This window comes from Kitasatospora sp. NPDC034023 (assembly GCF_055575795.1).
In genome coordinates this window covers 284,245-304,238 of the sequence record NZ_JBVIRY010000007.1, presented here as the reverse complement: position 1 = coordinate 304,238, position 19,994 = coordinate 284,245, and the positions used below count along the sequence as shown (strand labels likewise).

Here is a 19,994-nt window from a genome sequence, read left to right as displayed (position 1 = left end):
GGACGAAAAAGCGATGACTCTGCGCTGGGAAGCATTCCTCGAGACCGTCCAGGACCGCGGGGAGTACGGCACCCCGCAGGAGGCCGAACGGGCGGCCCGCGTCGTGCTGGCCCTGCTCGGCGCCCACCTGCTCGGCGATGTGCGGGCCCATCTCGCGGCCCGGCTGCCCGAGACTCTCGCCCTGGTCCTGCTCAACCCGCTGCAAGCCGCCGAGCCGCTCACTCCCGAGCGGTTCGTACGCGCCACCGCCGCGTGGATCGAGGGCGCCACCGAGACCACCGCCCTGTGGGACGTCGGCGCGGTCCTGTCCACCGCCGCCGACGCGGTCGGCGAGGACCTCATGGGCCGCGTCCTGCTCCAACTGCCGCCCGGCTACGACCTCCTGTTCGGCCGCCCGCAGCCCGGCCGACGCCCGTGAACCACCCGGCCACCCTGCGAGGTCACGCCCGCAGACGCCTGGGGAGGACGGCCGTAGGGCGGACGCTCGGGGGTACGGGGGGGTACGTCCGTGCACCGGCCTTCTGGCTGCGGCCGAGCACGTCCACGGTCCAACGAGCCTGGCCCCTCATCGGTCACCGCCGGCTTCCCCTACGGCCGGCCAGGCACAGGATGACGCGCGACTCGGGGGCGTGGGCCGGGCGGCAGATCCATCAGGCGGCGGCGAGGACGGCGCGCGCACGGTCGGGGAGGGCGGCGGCGAGGTCGCAGCGTTCGTCGCCGGTGAGCTGGGAGCCGAGGACGGTGAGGACCGCGTCCAGGACGCGCTCCGCCTTCTGGTCGGTGTCGTAGCGGCCGAGGTCGCGGACCTGCTGCACGAGGTGGTGCCACGTCATGACGGATCAGGGCCTTTCCGGGTCACGGGGCCGGCTGGTGCGGCGTACGGGGTGTCCGGCGGGCAGCCGCTGGCCCGTCGCGGCGGTCTCGACCTGGGCGGGCGCGTGCTGCGGGGCTCGGCGCGGAACGGGGTGGGCTGTCCCGCGCGGCCGGGGGGAAGCCGCGCGGGACAGCCCCGCTTCCGGGGAGGGGTGAGGGGGTCAGGCCTGGATCTGCTTGCGGTCGCCGCCGTGGCTGATCGCGATCTTGCGGGGCTTGGCCTTCTCCGCGACCGGGATCTTCAGGGTCAGCACGCCGGAATCGTAGTCGGCGCTGATCCCCTCGGGATCCAGGGTGTCGGACAGCATGACCTGGCGGGAGAACACGCCGAGCGGGCGCTCGGACAGCTCCCACTTGACGTCCTCGCCCTCGCGGCGAGGACGTCGTTCGGCCTTGACGGTCAGCATGTTCCGCTCGACGTCGATGTCGATCGCCTGCGGGTCCACCCCGGGCAGATCGAAGCAGATGACGTACTCGTCGCCGGTGCGGTACGCGTCCAGCGGCATCGGGGTGGGGCGGGACCACGTACCGGTCGTGCTGAGGAATTGCTGGGCCAGGCGGTCCAGCTCGCGGAACGGGTCGGTGCGCATCAGCATCGCGAAACACCTCCAGTAGGGATCAAAGGGGGCCAGTGCGCTTCACCTGATTCCGTTCTAGCATGTCATCCATCCGATGACAAATACGCGAGTCACCAAAGGAGTGACGCCATGCGCGAGAGCCCCGCCCCACCCGCCGCAGCAGGCCCTGACGGCGGTTGTCGCGAACCACTGCGGCGAGGTATACGGACTACTGGGGGCCGCAGCGCTTTCCCAGGGAGCCCGGCGGCACCGCCCCCGACCGAGCCCGCCGATGAGGTGATGGCAGATGATCACGGAACTGGCCCTGGAACGCGTGGAATTCACCCGCAGGCACTGCCGGCACCTGTGGAGCGTCGACTACGACGTCCGGCAGTACCGCGACGACGACGGGACGACGAGGGAGTACTTCTCCCGGGACGACACCGCCCCCGCCTCCCCCTGCGCCCCGTCCGCCGCCACGGCCCGCCCCGGGCGCGGGCGCTGCCGGGCGGGCCGCATCGCCGCCCGCCGCCCCACCGCGATCTCGCCCGGCACCCCGGCAACGCCGCGCCGGCACGTCACCGACAGCGTGGGCCACCGGCCCGGACGCCACGGCGCCCCCCGGCTCGGCGCTTGCGCCCACCCCCAGCCGCCGCGAACCGGCGGGCCCGACCGCTCACCTGCCGAGGAGGTGTGAGGCGATGGCCGTACTGACCGTCGACGGCCAGGACCTGATCGTCGACCTCGCATGGTGGGAGCGCCTCGCCGCCGGCACCGGCCGGATACGCATCCCGCTGGCGGCGGTGGAGAGCGTGACGGCGACCCGGCAGCCGTGGCGGCTTCTGCGCGGCACCCGGGAGCGGGGCCTGCTCATCCCCGGCCGACTGTGCGCCGGCATCTGGCGCCACTCCCGCGGACGCGACCTCGTCGCCCTTCGCCCGTTCGGCGCGAGCGCGGTCGGCATCGACCTGCGCCCTCCCGCGCCCTACGCCCGCATCGCCGCCCACGCCACCCGGGCCCCGCAGACCGCGGCCGACCTGCGGACCGCGATTCGCCGCGCCACCGCCACCGCCACCCACCAGGCGCCCGCGCCCGAGGCCCCCGCCGCTCCACCGGCCCCACCCGGCAGGGCCGGTCGCCGACGCCGGCGCCGGCCGGGCCCGGTCGCGGCACACGCCTGACCTCGAACCCCGCGCACATCCGCCGAAGGAAGGCCGGCGATGACAACCGATCGCACCCCGCAGCAGATCGCGGTGGCCGCCGCCGACGAGATCCGCCGGCTCAACGCACGCACCACCCGCACCGACGCGTACCCGTATCCCACCGACGTCCACCACACCGCCGGCGCCCTGGCAGGCCTGCTCGAACAGCTGCCCCGTACCCTGCACCAGCTCGCCGCCGGGCTGAACGCCATACCCACCGAGAACCTCGCGATCTACGACGATCCGCCCACCCCCGCCCGACGACGAGACGACGTCACCCACGAACTCGGCGCCACCATCGCCGCACTCCAGAACGCCGCCACCCACCTGCGCCGCGCCCAGCACGCCGCCGCCGACCTCGTCTACACCGGCCCCGTCGGGACCGGCCAGGCCTGAAGGTGCCCGACCCTGAACGAGCCCACGCGCGGTTCGCGCCTGCACGATCTCGTCACCGGATCGCCCGATAAAGTTCCACCACATACCACCGCTCTGCCGTTTCTTCCCAGCTCAGGGGCTTGATCGACCATCCGGGGTCAGCAAAAGGTCAGCAAGGCGCCCGGGAGTCGACAACCATGGCCACCATCAACCTCGTCCGCGGCATGGGCAGCTTCTTCAAGGAGTGCGAGCACCCCGAGAGCCGGTGGTCGAGGTGCCCGCACGAGTACAAGATCCGGTACCGCAACGCGGCTGGAAGGCAGACCGAGGAGTCGGGCTTCGCCACGCAGGACAAGGCGAAGGCCCGGCTCATCGAGGTGTACCAGGCCCGCAAGAGCGCCCCGCAGAGCCAGCGCAAGGCGGAACGGATCCAGAAGTACGGCCCGATGCAGTTCGAGCCGTACGTCGAGGAGTGGAAGGCCGGCCAGCGCCACCTCGGCGCCGCCTCCCTCCGCCACCTCGACTCGCTGCTGGAGCACCACCTGTACCCCGCCTTCCGCAGCCGCCGGATGGGCACCTTCGACCACAAGGTCGTCGAGACCTTCATCCAGACCATGGAGCGCAACGGTGTCGGCCTCGCCACTCAGTCCAACGCCTTCGACAAGCTGAAGTCGGTCCTCCTCGACGCCCACCGCCTCGGCCTCTACGACGAGAACCCGTTCGACGGCGTCAAGCCGCCCCAGTACGACCCGAAGCGCGCCGTCATCCCCTCCCTCTCCCAACTCCAGGGGATACGCACCGCCGGCGACGATGCCTTCCGCGTCATTGCCGACCTGATGAGCGGCTGCGGTCTGCGCAACGGCGAGGCCACCGCGGTCAACATCAACAACATCGTCGCCGACGACGTCTACCGCGTCACCGAGCAGGTCAACCAGACCACCAAGGACTACGCCCCGCTCAAGCACCGCAAGGCGGGCGACTACCGCGACGTCCCGCTGCCGGCCCGGGTCAAGCTGACCGTCGAGTGGTACGCCGACAAGTACGGCACGGTCGACGGCTACCTCCTCCGCCACCCCCGGGACCTCAGCAAGCCCTTCCCGTACCACATCCTGAACAACCGCTGGCAGCGCCTCGTCAAGCAGGCCGACGACATCGACATCCCCGAGGGCATGACCCTCTACGGCCTCCGCCACTTCTTCGCCTCGAACTGCCTCACCCACAACATCCCGATCACCGACGTCGCCGAGTGGATGGGTCACAAGACCATCGACGTCACCTTCAAGATCTACCGCCACCTGATGCCCGGCTCGATCAGCCGTGCTGCCCAGTTCCTCGACCTCGGCCTCGCCGCCTGAACGAATGAGGAGGGCCTGCCCCCGGTTGGGGCGGGCCCTCCTCGTCTTCTGGTCGACGTCACACCGCTGACAGGCGCTGTTGCTTCACCCACGCCTGCACCTCGGACACCTTGAACTGCAGCTTCGCGTTGCGTCCCCGCCCGAACCTGTAGGGGACGAGGCCAACTTGAGGAGCTTCGCGGTACACCCACGGTACGGACATGTTCAGGTACTCCGCGGTCTCTTTGACGCTCATGAACTGCTCGGCCACGACTCTCCTCTGCGACGGCCAACGGCTACTGTTGCCGCGGGCAGTCCGGAGCGTCGCACGGAACAACGGCTCGGCCGCGCCGGGTTGTTGTGGTAACTCGTATCGCAGGCTTCCAGCGCCGGATTTCGTTCCGCTTCGCTCCCGTGACAAGGGCCCGGCCGGGAGGCCGGTGATCCTCGCGGTGGACGACGACCCCCAGGTGCTCCGCGCCGTCCGCCGCGCTCCGCGTACGCCGACCGCTACCGTGTGCTGAGCGCCGCTTCCGCCGCCGACGCGCTCAGCATCCTGGACGCCCTCGACGAGCGTGCCCAGGACCCGGCGCTCTTCCTGGTCGACCATCGGATGCCGGACATGACCGGCATCGACTTCCTCCTGGAGGCCGTGAGCCGATTCCCGGACGCCAAACGGGTACTGCTCACCGCGTTCGCCGAGACCGACACCACGATCACCGCCATCAACAAGGTGCGGCTCGACGACTACCTGATGAAGCCCTGGGACCCACCCACCGAGCGGCTCTTCCCCGTGCTGGACGACCTGCTCTCCGACTGGACCGCCTCGTACCGCCCCGCCTACCAGGGCATCCGCGTCGTCGGGCACCTTGTCTCCGCCGGAACGCTCTCCGCCCCGGGCACCGCCGAGCTCGTCGGCCGCCTCGGCCTGGTCACCACCGCCTCCCGGCCGCACTACGACACGGTCATCGTCGGCGCCGGCCCGGCCGGGCTCGCCGCCGGCGTGTACGCGGCCTCGGAGGGCCTGTCCACCCTGCTGCTGGACGCCGACTCGCCCGGCGGACAGGCCGGTACGTCGAGCCTGATCGAGAACTACCTGGGCTTCCCCGCCGGCCTGTCGGGCGCCGACCTCGCCCGGCGCGCGGTCAGCCAGGCCACCCGCTTCGGCGCGGAACTGCTCCATCCGGTGGATGTCGTCGGGCTACGACGGGCCGACCCCGCCCGGATCCTGACGTTGGCCGACGGCTCCGAGGTCAGTGCCGGGACCGTGCTGGTGGCCACAGGGGTCTCGTACAACCGCCTGGAGGTATCGGGCGCGGAGCGGTTCGAGGACGCAGGCCTGTACTACAGGGCCGCGACCACCGAGAGCAGTTCCTGCCTCTCGCACCACGTCCACATCATCGGCGGCGCCAACTCGGCCGGACAGGCCGCGATCCACTTCGCCCGGTACGCGGCGAGGGTCACCGTGCTGGTGCGGGGCGACTCGCTGGAGGCCGGGATGTCGAGGTACCTCGTCGAGGAGATCCACCGGACCCCGAACATCGAGGTGCGCCTCGGCACCCGGGTCCTCGCCCTGGACGGATCGGAACGGCTGGAGCACATCACGCTCCAGGACGACGCCACCGGTCGACGGACCGAGGAGACGGCCGGGTTCGTCTTCACCTTCATCGGCGGGCGGCCCCGCACCGGCTGGCTGGACGGCGTCGTGGACCGCGACGACCACGGGTTCGTCCTGACCGGGTCCGACCTGAGAGGCACCGGCGAACGGCCGGCTTCCTGGCCACTGGCACGCGACCCCTACCCGCTGGAGACCAGCGTCCCAGGCGTGTTCGCGGCCGGAGACGTGCGCGCCGGCTCGATCAAGCGCGTCGCGTCGGGCGTCGGCGAAGGCGCCATGGCCGTAGCCCTCATCCACCGCTACCGAGCGGGCGGTTGACCCCCGGCCCGCGGCGGGGCCGGAAGTCCGGCACGACCCGTCGATGCCCGACGGCTCGGGTGGATAATCCCTACCGTGACTTCAGGAACAGACCGCCGAAGGTGGCAGCGCGCGCTTCGCGCCTTCGCATTCCTCTTCGTCGGCGGCGGGATCGGCTTCCTCGTCTGCGCGCTGGTGACGCATCGCCCCGGCGGCGAAGTGCCGTGGGTCGGCATGCTGTTCGGCTCGACCGTGTGTGCGGTACTCACCGCGTTCGTCCCGGCGCGACGCCGGCGCTGAACCTCCTCCGCGGAACGCGAGCTGGTGAATGCCCTCCTCGCTGGATCACGGTTCGGCCTTCCCCCGGCGAGGCCGACTCCCCCGCAGCGCTGCTGACCTTTGCCGACTGCAACGCCCTGATCGCCCGCCTCGTACTCCGGTCCGCTCGCGCACCTCGTCCTCGCGCCCGCCCCAACCGCTGAGCCTGCCGCTCAGCGCGAGATGACTGCGCGACCTCACCCGGGCCTCTGCTCGCTCTCGACTCCCCGTGCGGACCACCCGGCACCACCCGTCCGCCCGGCCCGCCGCCCGAAGGCCGCGGGCCGGGGGCCGGGGGCCGGGCCGGTCTTCAGGGTGTGCCGAGGGCGGCTTCCTCCCGGTCGAGGTCGTGCTGGAGGCTGCGGCGGGTGGTGTCACTGATGCGGTGTTCGTCGTAGAGACGGCGCAGTTCGGTGCTCTGGACGGCGATGACCTCGCGGCGCAGCTGGCGGTAGGCGGTGTCGGCGGTGGTGCCGTCGGGGGTTTCGGGGGTGTGGTCGAGGCGGGCGGTGAGGGCGCGGCGGACCCGGTCGAGGGCGGTGTCGGGGAGGGCTTCCAGTTCGGTGAGGTGGTCGATGTGGTCGAGGGCGGCGCGGTTGAGGGTGTCGCGGGCGTCGTCTTCTTCGCGGGTGGTGTGTTCGGGTTCGAGGGCGAGGCCGGAGCGGTTGACGACGGCGGCGAGGGTGAGGCCCTGGACGACGAGGGTGAAGACGACGACGGCGGTGGTGAGTACCAGGACCAGGGGGCGTCCGGTGAGTTTGGTGCCGTCGTCGGCGAGCAGGGGGATGGAGAGGGAGGCGGCGAGTGGCATGACGCCGCGGGTGCCGGCCCAGGTGACGACCCCGGCGACGCGCCAGGAGAGCCGGCCGCGGTTGGGTTTGACGGCCCGGGTCAGCGGCAGGGTGGAGAGCACGCGCACGGCGATCAGGACGGCCGCGAGCGCGAGTGCCTGCAGGGGCCACCAGCCGGTGCCGGCGGGCAGGTCCCGTACGAGGGTGGGCAGTTCCAGGCCGACGATGGAGAAGACGACGCTCTCCAGCAGGAACACCACGACCGCGTACACGGCGTTGAGCTGCAGCCGGATGTGGGCGTCGGTGAGCCGGTGGCCGGAGCGGCCGAGGAGCACGCCGGCGACCACCACGGAGGTGACGCCCGAGGTGTGCGCGGACTCGGCCAGTACGTAGGCCGCGTACGGGGTGACCAGGGCGATCACCGTCTCCAGCACCGGGTCGGTGGTGCGGCGGCGCACCAGCCACACCAGGCCGGCGACGGCGGCACCGACCAGGCTTCCGCCCCCGCCGAGCAGCAGGAACTCCCCGCCCGCCGCCGGCAGGCTCACCGAGGCGCCGACGGCCACCGCGATGCCGGCGGCGACCTTGAACAGGACGAGCGAGGTGGCGTCGTTGAACAGGCTCTCGGCCTGCACCAGCACCTGGAGCCGCCCCGGGAGGGCCAGGCGGCGGCCGAGCGCGGTGACGGCCACCGGGTCTGTACTGGAGAGGACGGCGCCGAGTACGAAGGCCATCGCGGGCGGCAGCCCGGCGACGGCGACGGCGGTGAAGCCGACGGCGGCGGCGGAGGCGAAGACGAGGCCGAAGGAGAGGATGGTCACCGGGCGCCAGACCGTGCGGAGGTCGCGCAGCGACAGTTCCTCGGCGGAGGCGTACAGCAGCGGGGGCAGGACCACCATGCCGATCACCTGCGGCGGTACGTGCAGGGCGGGGACGCCGGGTATCAGTGCCACCCCGATGCCCGCCAGGACCAGCAGCGACGGCGCGGGAACGCGCAGCCGCCCGGCGAAGGTGGCCACGGCCGTGGCCAGGACCACCAGGACGAGAACGATCGCCACGACGTGCATCGGTGGAAAGGACCCCATCGCAAGAATCGGGGTCACCGTGGCCGATGCCGCAGTCGTCCCCCGCGCCGACCAGGCTTCCCGGCACACCTGTCGTCATCTTATCGGAGCATTAGCGGGGGCAGGCAGGCTCGGGATCACGGACATCGGAGCGCGAGCGGTGCGAACAGGGCGTGGCCGTCTCCGCCCGCGCCTGGCGGTCACTGGCCGTACTCCTCCGGCTGCGGGTAGCGGACGGAGGCGAGCCGGTTGCCGTCGGCCTCTCCCGGTCAGGCGAACTCGCGCAGGCGCGGCCGCACTCCCAGCGCGGTCAGGGCGAGTGCCGCCGCCAGGGCCGCCGCGCCGAGGCCGGCGGTGGTGGCGTCGAGGTCGTCGTCGGTGGTGGCGACCGCGGCCTCGAAGGCGCGCTGGTTGATCGCCTGGTTGTCGTCGAGGGCGGCGCTGAGCACGCCGAAGTCGGCGTTGGACTGGCCCGGAGTGAGGCCGGTGTTGTAGGTGACGGCCTCCTTGAGCTTTCCCTGGGCGTTCAGCTCGCGGATCTTCCGGTCGTCGCGCTGGTACTGCTGGAAGGCCGCCAGCACCCGCTCCGCCGCGTCCTGCTCCCCCGCGAAGGTGATGTTGCGCAGTTCGTCGCCGAGGTACCCGCCGAACCCGACCTGGCCGTGGTCGGCCCGGTGCCGGTCGGCCAGTGCGGCGAGCCGGTCGTTGTACGTGGTGAGGGTGGCGCCGTCGACCCGGGCGAAGGCCTGGGTCTTGTCGAGGAAGCTCTGCTCGTAGGCCGCCGCCCGGGCGGGGTCGGTCAGGTACCGGCTCTCGTCGGCGTTGAGGTCGTACGCGACCGCGCGCGCCCGGCTGAGGGCGATCACCGAGTCGAAGGAGTTGCTCTTCGCGACCACCAGCTGGTCGTCCGCGCGGGACGCCAGCGCCAGCGCGGTGACCAGGCCGACGACGGTGAGGAGGGTGGCGACGGCCAGTGGCACGTTCACCAGCCGCCGGAAGCGCACCGCCAGCAGCCGCTGCAGCAGCCCGAGCGCGACCAGGGCGGTCAGGCCGGTGAGCAGGATCTCCCACCAGCCGCCGGCCAGGGCGTCGCGCTGGTCCGCGTAGTTGCGCTCCACGACGGCCGCGTTGGCCTTGGTCACCTCGTCGACGGCCGGCAGCAGTTGCTGGCGCAGCAGGTCGGTGGCCTGCCGGTAGGCCACGAGGGCGTCCGTTGAGGGGCGGCCGGCCGGGGCGTGGGCCTGCTCTTCCAGCAGCTGGGCGCGGGCCACCAGGGCTTCGTAGCGGCCGAGTTCACCGATGACGGTCTGCACCGCCCGCTGCCCGGCCGGATCACCGGTCACTGCCTCGGCGACGCGCTGCAGGTCGGTGTCGGCCTGGGTGCGGCGCTGCTCGTAGGTGTCCAGGGTCTGCTTGCGCAGTGCCGTGTAGTCCGGGTCGGCACCGAACAGCAACAGGTTGGCGGCCTGGGCGTCCATGTCGTTGAGCGCGAAGTACAGGTCCGCCGAGCGCACCACCTGCGGGGCGGCCCGGTGACCGATCACGTCCGCGCCGTCCCGGGCCCCGCCCAGGACGGTCGCCGCCGCCGTTCCGGCGACGAGCAGCGCGACGAGGCAGAGGCCGGTGAGCCCGCGCACCAGGCGCGGGGTGTTCCACCAGGCCCGGCTGCGCCAGGCGCGGCCGAGCCAGTGACCGGGAGCGCGCGACCCGGGAGGCGGTGCGGCTGTCTCCTGGCGCGCCGTCTCCGACGCGACCGTTTTCCCCATGACAGCCGTACCGCCCGACGTACCCGTTGGCATCGCCGCGCGCCCCCTCACCCTGTTTCTCACTGGCCGCCGAACTTCCCCGGAGGAACCTCCGGGGCGGTGTCGGCAAACGGTTCTCCGCCAGGCCCCACGCCCGGACGGAGAACCGTTTCCTCGCAGCTCACACTAGGTGCGGCCGAACAGCTGTCCGCCCGCCCTGATGCGTCCTTGACGCGGGCGACGGCCATCTTGACGAAGCATTGGCGGTGCTTCAGCGGGTGATCGTCCACTGCTGCTCGGCGGACCCGTCGCAGGTCCACACGCCGAGCGTCTTCCGGTCCTCGTGATAGGTCAGGCAGTCCTGGTCGCTGATCCTGATCTGGAAGCGGTCACCCGTGACGTTGAGGACCTCCCACCTCTGCTCCGCGCCACCCTTCCAGCCGTTGACATCGGCGAAGTAGGTGCCGGTGTTCTCGGTGAGTTCCGGGCCTAGGCCGTTGGTGATCCGGTAGCGGCCGTCACCGGCGTCCTTGAAGGTCCAGCGGGAGTCGGCGCCGCCGAGCTTGCCGGCGATCACCGCCGAGCCCGCGGCGTCGCCGGTGGCGACGGCGCCCAGACCGTTGACCGTCCGCAGATACACCGGGGTGTCCAGCGACGGGCGGCCCGAGCCGGACGGCTTGCCGGGCTGGGCGGGCGTTCCCGGCTTGCCGGGCTGGGCGGGCACGCCCGGGGTCGCGGGCACGCCCGGGGTCGCGGGCTCGCCGACGGACACTCCGGGCACCACCACGGGCACGGCCGGCACCGCCGGAGAGGCGATCTGCCCCGGATTGGCCGGGGAGCCGGACGGGATGGCGCTGGTCAGCGTCCGCCGGAAGTTCACCACCGCGTCGGTGTGGTTGTACCGCTGGCCCGGTCGGCTGGTACCCGGCGGGTAGGCCCAGTTGTGCTCACGGCTGGTCCGGTCGAACAGGCCGTAGAACGCCCAGTTCCCCCAGCCGCCGTCGAAGCCGTTGGCGAACATGCCGCCGCCGTGGAAGATCCAGATCCGGTAGGTCTGATCCTCGCGCGAGGTCTGGTCGTGGTACGTGACGTCGTAGGTGAAGTCGACGTCCTCCAAGTGCTCCTCGTAGTTGTGGACGTACCACGGATCCCCGAAGGCGTTGTTGCCCTTGATGTCGAAGATCATCACGTTGTAGTAGCCACCGGTCTTGTTCACCAGCATGTCGAGCAGCCCCTTGACGAAGTCCTCGCGGGCCCTCCGCTTGGCCTCACCGCTCTTCTGGGCCTGCTGGATGCACCACACGAAGGCGGTGGAGCCCGGCGTCACCACGTTCGCGGCGTTGCAGTTCTCCTTCGCGGGGTCGTAGCTCCCGTCGGCCGCCGCCGGCCCCGCCAGGCCCGCGACGGCCAGGGCGGCGATACCCACGGCTGCGGCCGCCGGCTTGATCCTCGACAACACGTACTCTCCTTCGAATTCGGACCCGAACGGATCCGGTCGGAAAGCACGATGGCAGGGGAGGACGTCGATTCCGCGATTCGGCCGGTGATCCTGACGGGATCCATGCGAGGCCGATCAAGAACCCGCGAATTCCGTTGAACTCCCCTTCCCGGATGAGCCGTTGACCAGTGCAGGAGCCATGGACCGAAAGGCTTGGGACATCGACCGGAACGCGAGTCCCGGCCGTCCCGGATACCTCCGGGTCAGGGCTGGAACCGGTAGCCGATCCCGGGTTCCGTGATCAGGTGGCGCGGACGGCCCGGCTCGGGTTCGAGCTTTCGCCGCATGCTGGAGAAGTAGACCCTCAGGTAATTGCCGTTGCCCTCCGCCTCCGGGCCCCACACCTCGGTCAGGATCTGCCGGCCGGGCACCAGCCGGCCGGGGTTGGCGAGCAGCAGGGCGAGGATCCGCCACTCGGTCGGGGTCAATCGGACCGGGCCGTCCGGACCGGTGACCGTGCCCGCACCGAGATCGATCTCGTGCGGCCCGATCCGTGCCGACGGCTCGGGCGCCGACGGGACGCCGCCCAGCGGCCTGCGCAGAACGGCCCGCAGCCGGGCGAGGAGTTCGTCCACGTTGAAGGGCTTGGTCAGGTAGTCGTCCGCGCCCGCGTCGAACGCGCGGAGCTTGTCCTCGATGTCGGCCCGGCCGGTCAGTACGATGATCGGCACGGTCAGCGTGGAGCGGACGCCGTGGATCACGTCCACGCCGTCGAAGTCCGGCAGGCCGAGGTCCAGGACGATGGCGTCGGGTGGCGCTTGGCCCGCCGAGTCCAGGGCTTCCTGGCCGGTGGCCGCGGTGAGCACCGAGTAGTGCCGGGCCTGGAGGTTGATCCGCAGGGTGCGCAGCAGTGCCGGTTCGTCGTCGACGACGAGGATGTGGCTCACCGGTCCGTGCTCCTCTCCAGCAGGGCGATGCCGGGTTCCCCGGTCCGAGTCTCCGGTGCTGCCGGCAGGGTGAGGAGCATGGTGGTGCCGCCGCCGGGGGTGTCCTCGACCTCCAGGCCGCCGCCCATGGCCTCGGCGAGGCCGCGGGAGAGAGCAAGCCCCAGGCCGACGCCGGTGGTGTTGTCGGTGTCGCCGAGGCGCTGGAAGGGCAGGAAGACCCGGTCGCGGTCCTCGGGGTCGATGCCGGGGCCGCGGTCGATCACCCGGATCTCGACCTGGTCGGCGTGGTGGCTGGCGGTGACCAGGACGGGTGCGCCGGGGGCGTTGTACCGCAGCGCGTTGGTGATCACGTTGGCGAGCACGCGTTCCAGCAGCGGCGGGTCGGCGAGCACCGCCGGGGCGGTGTCCAGGTCCAGCGGCTGGACGGGCGCGTACGGGTCGGTCAGCGAGTCCACGGCACGCATCAGGACGTCTTCCAGCAGGGTGGGCGCCATGTGGAGGGTGAGCGCGCCGGCCTGGAGGCGGCTCATGTCGAGCAGGTTGTCGACCAGGCGGGTGAGTTTGACGAGTGATTCGTCGGCGGTGGCGAGGAGTTCGTCCTGGTCCTCGGGCGAGAACTCGACGTCGGGGCTGCGCAGCGAGCCGACCGAGGCGAGGGCGGCGGCGAGCGGGGTGCGCAGGTCGTGGCTGACGGCGGCGAGCAGGGCGGTACGCATCCGGTCGGCGGCCTTGATCGGCTCGACCTCGGCGGCGACCACGGCCAGCCGGTCGCGTTCCAGGGCGGCGGCGACGTGGGCGGCGAAGGCGGTGAGGACGCGCTGGTCGGCGGCGGGCAGCCGGCGGCCGGTGAGCACCAGGACGGCCCGCTCTCCGACGGCCACCTCGGTGGCCTCCTCCGGGCTTCCGGTCTCGACGTCTCCGTCCGTCTCGGCATCACTGCGCGCGATGGTCTCTCCCGTGAGGCTGTCGAGCAGGGCGACGGAGTCCATCCCGAAGGCCGTCCGGGACTTCTCCAGCAGGGCGGGCACCGCGTCGGCGCCCCGCAGCACGCTGCCGGCCAGGGTGGAGAGGGTCTCGGCCTCGGCGGTGGCCCGGGCGGCCCGGCTGGTGAGCCGGCCGGCGTGGTCGACCACGGTGGAAACGGTCAGCGCGACGGTGGCGAAGACCACCAGGGCGACGATGTTGTTGGCCTCGTCGATGGTCAGGGTGTGGAGGGGCGGGATGAAGAAGTAGTTCAGCAGCACCGAGGCGATGACCGAGGCCAGCAAGGCTGACAGCGCACCCCCCAGCAACGCCACGGCTACGACACCGAGTTGGAAGATCAGCGCGTCCGTGGTCAGGTTGAGTGTGCTACGGAACGGCGACAGCGCGACGGTGAGCAGCAGGGGAACGATCAGGCCCGCCGTGTAGCCGGCGATGGTGCGGCGGCGGGAGTGGCGGCGGCCGAGCGCGGGCAGCCGGCCGCGGCCGGTGAACTCGTGGGTGACCATGTGGACGTCGATGTCCTCGGAGGCGTCCACGGTGGTCTGCCCGGTGCCGGGGCCGGTCAGGAAGCGGTTGATCCGGCCGCGGCGGCTGGTGCCGAGCACCAGCTGGGTGGCGTCGTGGGCGCGGGCGAAGGCGAGCAGCGCGGTGGGGACGTCGTCGCCGACGACCACGTGGTAGCTGCCGCCGAGGGTCTCCACCAGCTGCCGTTGCTGGGCGAGCGCGCCGGAGGAGGCGCCGGCCAGGCCGTCGCTGCGGGAGACGTGGACGGCCAGCAGCTCGCCGCCGGCGGTGCGGTCGGCGATCCGGGCGGCGCGGCGGATCAGGGTCTCGCCCTCGGGGCCGCCGGTGAGGGCGACCACGACGCGTTCGCGGGTCTCCCAGACCCGGTCGATCCTGTGGCTGGCGCGGTAGTCGCGCAGGCCCTCGTCCACCCGCCCGGCGACCCACAGCAGGGCGAGTTCGCGCAGGGCGGTGAGGTTGCCGACCCGGAAGTAGTTGGAGAGCGCGGCGTCCACCTTCTCCGCCTTGTAGACGTTGCCGTGGGCCATCCGGCGGCGCAGCGCCTGCGGGGCCATGTCGACGAGTTCGATCTGGTCGGCCCGGCGGACCACCTCGTCCGGGACGGTCTCGCGCTGCGGGATGCCAGTGATCTTCTGGACGACGTCGTTCAGCGATTCCAGGTGCTGGATGTTGACGGTGGTGATGACGTCGATCCCGGCGGCGAGCAGTTCCTCGACGTCCTGCCAGCGCTTGGCGTGCCGGCCGCCGGGGATGTTGGTGTGCGCCAGCTCGTCGACCAGGACGACGGACGGGCGGCGGGCGAGCACCGCGTCGAGGTCCATCTCCTCGAACTCGGCGTCCCGGTAGGTCCGTCTGGTGCGCGGCATCACCTCAAGCCCGTCCACCAGCCCTTCGGTGAACCTCCGCCCGTGACACTCGATGAACCCGACCACCACCTCCGCGCCACGGTCCTGTCGGCGGTGGGCCTCGTCCAGCATCCGGTAGGTCTTGCCGACCCCGGGGGCCGAGCCGAGATAGACCCTCAGCCGGCCGCGGCGGTGCATGGTGCCGGGGGCGAGGTCGCGAGCCATGGGCGCTGCTCTTTCCTTGTGTGGCTGGCAGGTTGGTGGTGCGCAGACATGGGCGACCGACCCGGGCGCGGGGGCGTGCCCCCCGTACCCGGGTCGGTCTGGTCACTCGGCAGATCGATGGAGTGTCATCACTTCTGCTCGCTGAGCGCCTTGTTGAGCAGCACGACGTTCACGCCGTCCTGCCCGAGGAAGCCGGCCGAGCGGCCCTCGGTGTACTTCTCGACCAGCTGGTTCAGCTTTTCGGCCGGCAGGTTGCGGGCCTTGGCCACCCGGTTGACCTGCTCCTTGGCGTAGGCCACCGAGATGTGCGGGTCGAGGCCGGAGCCGGAGGCGGTCAGCGCGTCGGCCGGCACGCTCGCCGGGTCGACGCCGTCGAACGCGGCGACGGCGGCACGGCGGTCGTTGACGGCCTTCAGCAGGTCCTCGCTGTTCGGCCCCTGGTTGGAGGCGGCGGACGAGGAGGCGTCGTAGCCGGTCCCGGCCGCGGAGGGGCGGGGCTGGAACCACTTCGGGTCCGGCTGGGCCTCCTCCTTCGGGTCGTCCGGATTGGCCTTGGGCAGGTTGAAGTTCTGGCCGATCAGGCTGGAGCCGACCTCCTTGCCGTCGGACGTCACGATCGAGCCGTTGGCCTTGTCGCTGAACGCGACCTGGGAGATCCCGGTGACCAGCAGCGGGTAGGCGACTCCGAGGATCACGGTCAGCACGAGGAGCACGCGCAGCGCGGTGAAGTGGGTCCGCACGGCGGCGGGCAGGGGCTTGGACATGGCGGTGGACTCCTCTCTCAGCTGAGGCCGGGGATGAACTGGACGAGCAGGTCGATCAGCTTGATGCCGACGAACGGGACCACCAGACCGCCGAAGCCGTAGATCCCGATGTTGCGGCGCAGTAGCGAACTGGCGTCGGACGGCCGGTACTTGACGCCGCGCAGGGCGAGCGGGATGAGGCCGATGATGACCAGGGCGTTGAAGATGATCGCCGAGGTGATCGCGGACTGCGGGCTGTGCAGGCCCATGATGTTGAGGTGGCTCAGGCCCGGGTAGACCCCGGCGAACATCGCGGGGATGATCGCGAAGTACTTGGCCACGTCGTTGGCGATGGAGAAGGTGGTCAGCGCGCCGCGGGTGATGAGCAGCTGCTTGCCGATCTCCACGATCTCGATCAGCTTGGTGGGGTTGGAGTCCAGGTCGACCATGTTGCCGGCCTCCTTGGCCGCCATGGTCCCGGTGTTCATCGCGACGCCGACGTCGGCCTGGGCGAGGGCGGGGGCGTCGTTGGTGCCGTCGCCGGTCATCGCGACCAGCTTGCCGCCCTCCTGCTCCTTCTTGATCAGGGCCATCTTGTCCTCGGGCGTGGCCTCGGCGAGGAAGTCGTCGACGCCGGCCTCCTCCGCGATCGCCTTGGCGGTCAGCGGGTTGTCGCCCGTGATCATGATGGTCTTGATGCCCATCCGGCGCAGCTCGTCGAACCGCTCCCGCATGCCCTCCTTGACCACGTCCTTGAGGTAGATCACTCCGAGGGCCTTCGGGGCCGCACTGCCGATCCGGGACGCGACGAGCAGCGGGGTACCACCCGCGGCGGAGATGCCGTCGACGAGCTCGGCAACGTCCTTGCCGACTGTGCCACCGTTCTCGGTCACCCAGTTGGTGACCGAACCCGCCGCACCCTTGCGCACCGAGTGGACGCCGTCCGCCTCGTCGAGATCGACGCCCGACATGCGGGTCTGGGCGGTGAACGGCACCCAGGTGGCGTGGGTCAGCTCGCCCTGGGCGCGGGCCCGCAGACCGTACTCGGTCTTGGCGAGGACCACGATCGAGCGGCCCTCCGGCGTCTCGTCCGCGAGGGAGGAGAGCTGCGCGGCACTCGCGAGCTCCTCGACGGTCACGCCCTCGGCCGGCTGGAACTCGGCGGCCTGGCGGTTGCCGAGGGTGATGGTGCCGGTCTTGTCGAGCAGCAGGGTGTTGACGTCGCCGGCGGCCTCGACGGCCCGGCCGGACATCGCCAGCACGTTGCGCTGCACCAGCCGGTCCATGCCCGCGATGCCGATCGCGGAGAGCAGCGCGCCGATCGTGGTCGGGATGAGCGCCACGATCAGGGCGACCAGCACGATCATCGACTGCGGGGCGCCCGCGTAGGTGGCCATCGGCTGGAGCGTGACGACCGCGACCAGGAAGACGATGGTCAGCGAGGCCAGCAGGATGTTGAGCGCGATCTCGTTCGGCGTCTTCTGCCGGGCGGCGCCCTCGACCAGGGCGATCATCCGGTCGATGAACGACTTGCCGGGCTCCGAGGCGATCTTCACCACGATCCGGTCGGACAGCACCTTGGTGCCGCCGGTCACGGCCGAACGGTCGCCGCCGGACTCGCGGATCACCGGCGCGGACTCACCGGTGATCGCCGACTCGTCCACCGAGGCGACACCCTCGACGACGTCACCGTCGCCCGGGATGACCTGCCCCGCCTCGACCACCACGTGGTCGCCGAGTTGGAGGGCCGTGCCGGGCACCTCCTCCTCGGCCTGGCTCCTGGGCCAGTCGGTGAGCCGGCGGGCGACGCTCTCGGTCTTGGTCTTGCGCAGGGTGTCGGCCTGGGCTTTCCCGCGCCCCTCGGCGACGGCCTCGGCCAGGTTGGCGAAGATCGTGGTCAACCAGAGCCACACCGTGATGGACCAGGCGAACACGGACGGGCTGGCGATCGCGGAGACCGTGGTGACCACCGAGCCGACCTCGACCACGAACATCACCGGGTTCTTGACCATCACCCGGGGATCGAGCTTCTTCACCGCGTCCGGCAGCGAGGAGAGGAGGAGTTTCGGGTCCAGCAATCCGCTGGAGACTCTGTGCGGTGCCGCGTTCTCGGTCTTGTCGACCGGTGCAGGACTAAGGGTGGGGGTGGACATCAGGAGGTGAGACCTTCCGCGATCGGCCCGAGAGCCAGGGCCGGGAAGTAGGTGAGGCCGACGACGATCAGGACGACGCCCGACAGCAGGCCCACGAACAGCGGCTTGTGGGTGGGCAGGGTGCCCGGGGTGGCCGGGACCGGCTGCTGCTGGGCGAGCGAGCCGGCCAGCGCCAGGGCGAAGACGATCGGCAGGAAGCGGCCGAAGACCATCGCCAGTCCGAGCGCGGTGTCGTACCAGTCGGTGTTGACGGTGATCCCGCCGAAGGCCGAGCCGTTGTTGTTGGCGGCGGAGGTGAAGGCGTACAGCACCTCGGAGAAGCCGTGGGCGCCCGAGTTGAGCATCCCGGCTCGCTCGCCCGGCAGGGCCATCGCCACACCCGTGCCGACCAGGACGATCGTCGGGGTGGTGAGGATGTACAGCGAGGCGAACTTCATCTCCCGGCCGCCGAGCTTCTTGCCCAGGTACTCGGGGGTGCGCCCGACCATCAGACCGGCCACGAACACCGCCACGATGGCGAGGACCAGCATCCCGTACAGGCCGGAGCCCACACCGCCCGGCGCGATCTCGCCCAGCATCATGTTGAAGATCGTGATGCCGCCGCCGAACGGCGTGAACGAGTCGTGGAAAGCATCCACCGCACCCGTCGACGTCAGCGTCGTCGACGCGGCGAACAGCGAGCTGGCGGCGATACCGAACCGCTGCTCCTTGCCCTCCATCGCACCGCCCGCGGCCTGCAGGGCGGAGCCCGAGTGCTGCGACTCGGCGAGGGTGATCAGCGCCACCGAGGCGACCCAGAAGATCGCCATCACGGCCGCGATCGCGTAGCCCTGGCGGTTGTCCCCGACCATGCGGCCGAAGGCCCGGGGCAGCGCGAACGGGATGAGCAGGATCAGGAAGATCTCCAGCCAGTTCGTGAACCCGGTCGGGTTCTCGAACGGGTGGGCGGAGTTGGCGTTGAAGAAGCCGCCGCCGTTGGTGCCCAGCTCCTTGATGACCTCCTGGGAGGCCACCGGGCCGCCCGGGATCTTCTGCACGTCACCCGCGAGGTTGGTCATCTCGTGGAAGCCGTGGAAGTTCTGGATCACGCCGTTGGCCACCAGGACGAGGGCGAAGACGATCGAGATCGGCAGCAGCAGTCGCAGGTTGATCCGGACCAGGTCGACCCAGAAGTTGCCCAGCCGGTCCGTCTTGTTGCGGGTGAAGCCCCGGATCAGCGCCGCCACGATGGCGATGCCGACGGCCGCGGAGACGAAGTTCTGCACCGCCAGGCCGGCCATCTGCACCAGGTGGCCCATCGCGGACTCACCGCCGTAGGACTGCCAGTTGGTATTGGTGACGAACGAGATCGCGGTGTTCCAGGCCTGGTGGCCCTCCATCTGCTGGACGCCCAGGTTCAGCAGCAGGTAGCCCTGGAGCCGGATCAGGCCGTACAGGAAGAGGACGGAGACGGCCGAGAAGGCCAGCACCGAGCGCAGGTACACCGGCCAGCGCTGGTCGGCGTCACCGTCGACGCCGATCACCTTGTAGATGCCGCGCTCGGCTCTGAGGTGCTTCGAGGTGGTCAGGATGCGGGCGATGTAGTCGCCCAGGGGGCGGTAGCACAGGACCAACGCGGCCACCAGGGCCAGGGCCTGCAGCCAGCCCGCGAGAGTGGAGCTCATGTCAGAACTTCTCCGGGTAGATCAGCGCGAGGATGAGGTAGCCGACGAGCGCGACGGCCACGATGAGACCTGTGATGTTCTCGGCACTCACAGCTTCTCCACCCCCCGCGCGATCAGGGCGATGACGGCGAACACGGCGACCGTGACACCGACGTAGATGAGATCGGACATGGGCTCCACCAGCGTGGTTCGGGAGATGCCGCGACCTGGCCGAGGGCCGCTCACGGCACCGGCGGAAGACCGGCGGGAGCAGCCAACCAGCCGTCAGGGGCGCGCAGCGCGTCCCTGATGCCGTC

At 71.1% G+C, this 19,994-nt stretch carries 19 protein-coding genes; 7 read left to right on the top strand and 12 right to left on the bottom strand.

Annotation, left to right across the window (positions count from 1 at the left end; translation table 11 throughout):
* Positions 1-13: 13 nt before the first annotated feature.
* A complete protein-coding gene (locus tag ACZ52R_RS14165; RefSeq protein WP_465617231.1) occupies positions 14-418 on the top strand; it encodes a DUF2267 domain-containing protein in 405 nt (134 codons plus the stop codon).
* 232 nt (positions 419-650) lie between these two features.
* Here ACZ52R_RS14165 and ACZ52R_RS14160 read toward each other — a convergent pair whose 3' ends face one another.
* Together ACZ52R_RS14160 and ACZ52R_RS14155 are read right to left on the bottom strand one after the other, a co-directional pair.
* Positions 651-833 carry a DUF2267 domain-containing protein gene (locus tag ACZ52R_RS14160; protein ID WP_465617229.1) on the bottom strand — a complete coding sequence of 61 codons (183 nt, stop codon included), beginning with the start codon at positions 831-833 and terminating at the stop codon, positions 651-653.
* Positions 834-1,034: 201 nt separating this feature from the next.
* The gene (locus ACZ52R_RS14155; RefSeq protein ID WP_465617227.1) at positions 1,035-1,469 is read right to left on the bottom strand and encodes an Hsp20/alpha crystallin family protein; all 435 of its coding nucleotides are present in this window, start codon (positions 1,467-1,469) and stop codon (positions 1,035-1,037) included.
* A gap of 268 nt (positions 1,470-1,737) precedes the next feature.
* Between ACZ52R_RS14155 and ACZ52R_RS14150 the strand changes: the two genes are divergently transcribed.
* From ACZ52R_RS14150 to ACZ52R_RS14135, 4 genes are all read left to right on the top strand, one after another.
* Positions 1,738-2,127, top strand: a complete 390-nt coding sequence (locus ACZ52R_RS14150; RefSeq protein WP_465617226.1) for a hypothetical protein — start codon at positions 1,738-1,740, stop codon at positions 2,125-2,127.
* Positions 2,128-2,131: 4 nt separating this feature from the next.
* Entirely contained in the window at positions 2,132-2,611 is a 480-nt protein-coding gene (locus ACZ52R_RS14145) for a hypothetical protein (protein WP_465617224.1), read from the top strand.
* 39 nt (positions 2,612-2,650) lie between these two features.
* Complete coding sequence (locus ACZ52R_RS14140; protein WP_465617222.1) at positions 2,651-3,028, top strand: hypothetical protein; 378 nt, start codon at positions 2,651-2,653, stop codon at positions 3,026-3,028.
* A gap of 176 nt (positions 3,029-3,204) precedes the next feature.
* The gene (locus ACZ52R_RS14135; protein ID WP_465753518.1) at positions 3,205-4,362 is read left to right on the top strand and encodes a tyrosine-type recombinase/integrase; all 1,158 of its coding nucleotides are present in this window, start codon (positions 3,205-3,207) and stop codon (positions 4,360-4,362) included.
* Between the two features lie 58 nt (positions 4,363-4,420).
* On the opposite strand, the gene ACZ52R_RS14130 is transcribed toward ACZ52R_RS14135, so the two are convergent.
* Entirely contained in the window at positions 4,421-4,612 is a 192-nt protein-coding gene (locus ACZ52R_RS14130; protein WP_465661915.1) for a helix-turn-helix domain-containing protein, read from the bottom strand.
* Between the two features lie 246 nt (positions 4,613-4,858).
* Between ACZ52R_RS14130 and ACZ52R_RS14125 the strand changes: the two genes are divergently transcribed.
* Together ACZ52R_RS14125 and ACZ52R_RS14120 are read left to right on the top strand one after the other, a co-directional pair.
* Positions 4,859-6,277 carry an NAD(P)/FAD-dependent oxidoreductase gene (locus ACZ52R_RS14125; protein ID WP_465753517.1) on the top strand — a complete coding sequence of 473 codons (1,419 nt, stop codon included), beginning with the start codon at positions 4,859-4,861 and terminating at the stop codon, positions 6,275-6,277.
* Positions 6,278-6,352: 75 nt separating this feature from the next.
* Complete coding sequence (locus tag ACZ52R_RS14120) at positions 6,353-6,556, top strand: hypothetical protein (RefSeq protein ID WP_465617212.1); 204 nt, start codon at positions 6,353-6,355, stop codon at positions 6,554-6,556.
* Positions 6,557-6,884: 328 nt separating this feature from the next.
* Here ACZ52R_RS14120 and ACZ52R_RS14115 read toward each other — a convergent pair whose 3' ends face one another.
* The 9 genes from ACZ52R_RS14115 to kdpF form a co-directional block, all read right to left on the bottom strand.
* A complete protein-coding gene (locus ACZ52R_RS14115) occupies positions 6,885-8,432 on the bottom strand; it encodes a Na+/H+ antiporter (protein ID WP_465661911.1) in 1,548 nt (515 codons plus the stop codon).
* 266 nt (positions 8,433-8,698) lie between these two features.
* Positions 8,699-10,195 (bottom strand): hypothetical protein, encoded by a 1,497-nt coding sequence (locus ACZ52R_RS14110; protein ID WP_465753516.1) that lies wholly within the window; start codon positions 10,193-10,195, stop codon positions 8,699-8,701.
* A 250-nt stretch (positions 10,196-10,445) separates the two neighbouring features.
* Entirely contained in the window at positions 10,446-11,630 is a 1,185-nt protein-coding gene (locus tag ACZ52R_RS14105) for an RICIN domain-containing protein (RefSeq protein ID WP_465753515.1), read from the bottom strand.
* A 245-nt stretch (positions 11,631-11,875) separates the two neighbouring features.
* Entirely contained in the window at positions 11,876-12,559 is a 684-nt protein-coding gene (locus tag ACZ52R_RS14100; RefSeq protein ID WP_465661908.1) for a response regulator, read from the bottom strand.
* Entirely contained in the window at positions 12,556-15,138 is a 2,583-nt protein-coding gene (locus ACZ52R_RS14095) for an ATP-binding protein (protein WP_465753514.1), read from the bottom strand. The genes ACZ52R_RS14100 and ACZ52R_RS14095 overlap by 4 nt, the downstream gene beginning before the upstream one ends.
* A 128-nt stretch (positions 15,139-15,266) precedes the next feature.
* The gene (kdpC, locus tag ACZ52R_RS14090) at positions 15,267-15,902 is read right to left on the bottom strand and encodes a potassium-transporting ATPase subunit KdpC (RefSeq protein ID WP_465753513.1); all 636 of its coding nucleotides are present in this window, start codon (positions 15,900-15,902) and stop codon (positions 15,267-15,269) included.
* 17 nt (positions 15,903-15,919) lie between these two features.
* Positions 15,920-18,034, bottom strand: coding sequence for a potassium-transporting ATPase subunit KdpB (kdpB, locus tag ACZ52R_RS14085; protein WP_465753512.1), 2,115 nt, complete (start codon positions 18,032-18,034; stop codon positions 15,920-15,922).
* Entirely contained in the window at positions 18,034-19,698 is a 1,665-nt protein-coding gene (gene kdpA / locus ACZ52R_RS14080; protein WP_465617196.1) for a potassium-transporting ATPase subunit KdpA, read from the bottom strand. The genes kdpB and kdpA overlap by 1 nt, the downstream gene beginning before the upstream one ends.
* Before the next feature lies 1 nt (position 19,699).
* On the bottom strand, positions 19,700-19,789 hold the full coding sequence (gene kdpF / locus ACZ52R_RS14075; protein ID WP_360508580.1) for a K(+)-transporting ATPase subunit F: 90 nt from the start codon (positions 19,787-19,789) through the stop codon (positions 19,700-19,702).
* Positions 19,790-19,994: the final 205 nt, after the last annotated feature.

Coding starts and splice junctions, on each gene's coding strand:
- ACZ52R_RS14140 (WP_465617222.1), top strand. CDS start 2,651: ATGACAACCGATCGCACCCCGCAGCAGATCGCGGTGGCCGCCGCCGAC.
- ACZ52R_RS14095 (WP_465753514.1), bottom strand. CDS start 15,138: ATGGCTCGCGACCTCGCCCCCGGCACCATGCACCGCCGCGGCCGGCTG.
- ACZ52R_RS14160 (WP_465617229.1), bottom strand. CDS start 833: ATGACGTGGCACCACCTCGTGCAGCAGGTCCGCGACCTCGGCCGCTAC.
- ACZ52R_RS14165 (WP_465617231.1), top strand. CDS start 14: ATGACTCTGCGCTGGGAAGCATTCCTCGAGACCGTCCAGGACCGCGGG.
- ACZ52R_RS14150 (WP_465617226.1), top strand. CDS start 1,738: ATGATCACGGAACTGGCCCTGGAACGCGTGGAATTCACCCGCAGGCAC.
- ACZ52R_RS14110 (WP_465753516.1), bottom strand. CDS start 10,195: ATGGGGAAAACGGTCGCGTCGGAGACGGCGCGCCAGGAGACAGCCGCA.
- ACZ52R_RS14115 (WP_465661911.1), bottom strand. CDS start 8,432: ATGCACGTCGTGGCGATCGTTCTCGTCCTGGTGGTCCTGGCCACGGCC.
- ACZ52R_RS14155 (WP_465617227.1), bottom strand. CDS start 1,469: ATGCTGATGCGCACCGACCCGTTCCGCGAGCTGGACCGCCTGGCCCAG.
- kdpA (WP_465617196.1), bottom strand. CDS start 19,698: ATGAGCTCCACTCTCGCGGGCTGGCTGCAGGCCCTGGCCCTGGTGGCC.
- kdpC (WP_465753513.1), bottom strand. CDS start 15,902: ATGTCCAAGCCCCTGCCCGCCGCCGTGCGGACCCACTTCACCGCGCTG.
- ACZ52R_RS14135 (WP_465753518.1), top strand. CDS start 3,205: ATGGCCACCATCAACCTCGTCCGCGGCATGGGCAGCTTCTTCAAGGAG.
- ACZ52R_RS14145 (WP_465617224.1), top strand. CDS start 2,132: ATGGCCGTACTGACCGTCGACGGCCAGGACCTGATCGTCGACCTCGCA.
- kdpB (WP_465753512.1), bottom strand. CDS start 18,034: ATGTCCACCCCCACCCTTAGTCCTGCACCGGTCGACAAGACCGAGAAC.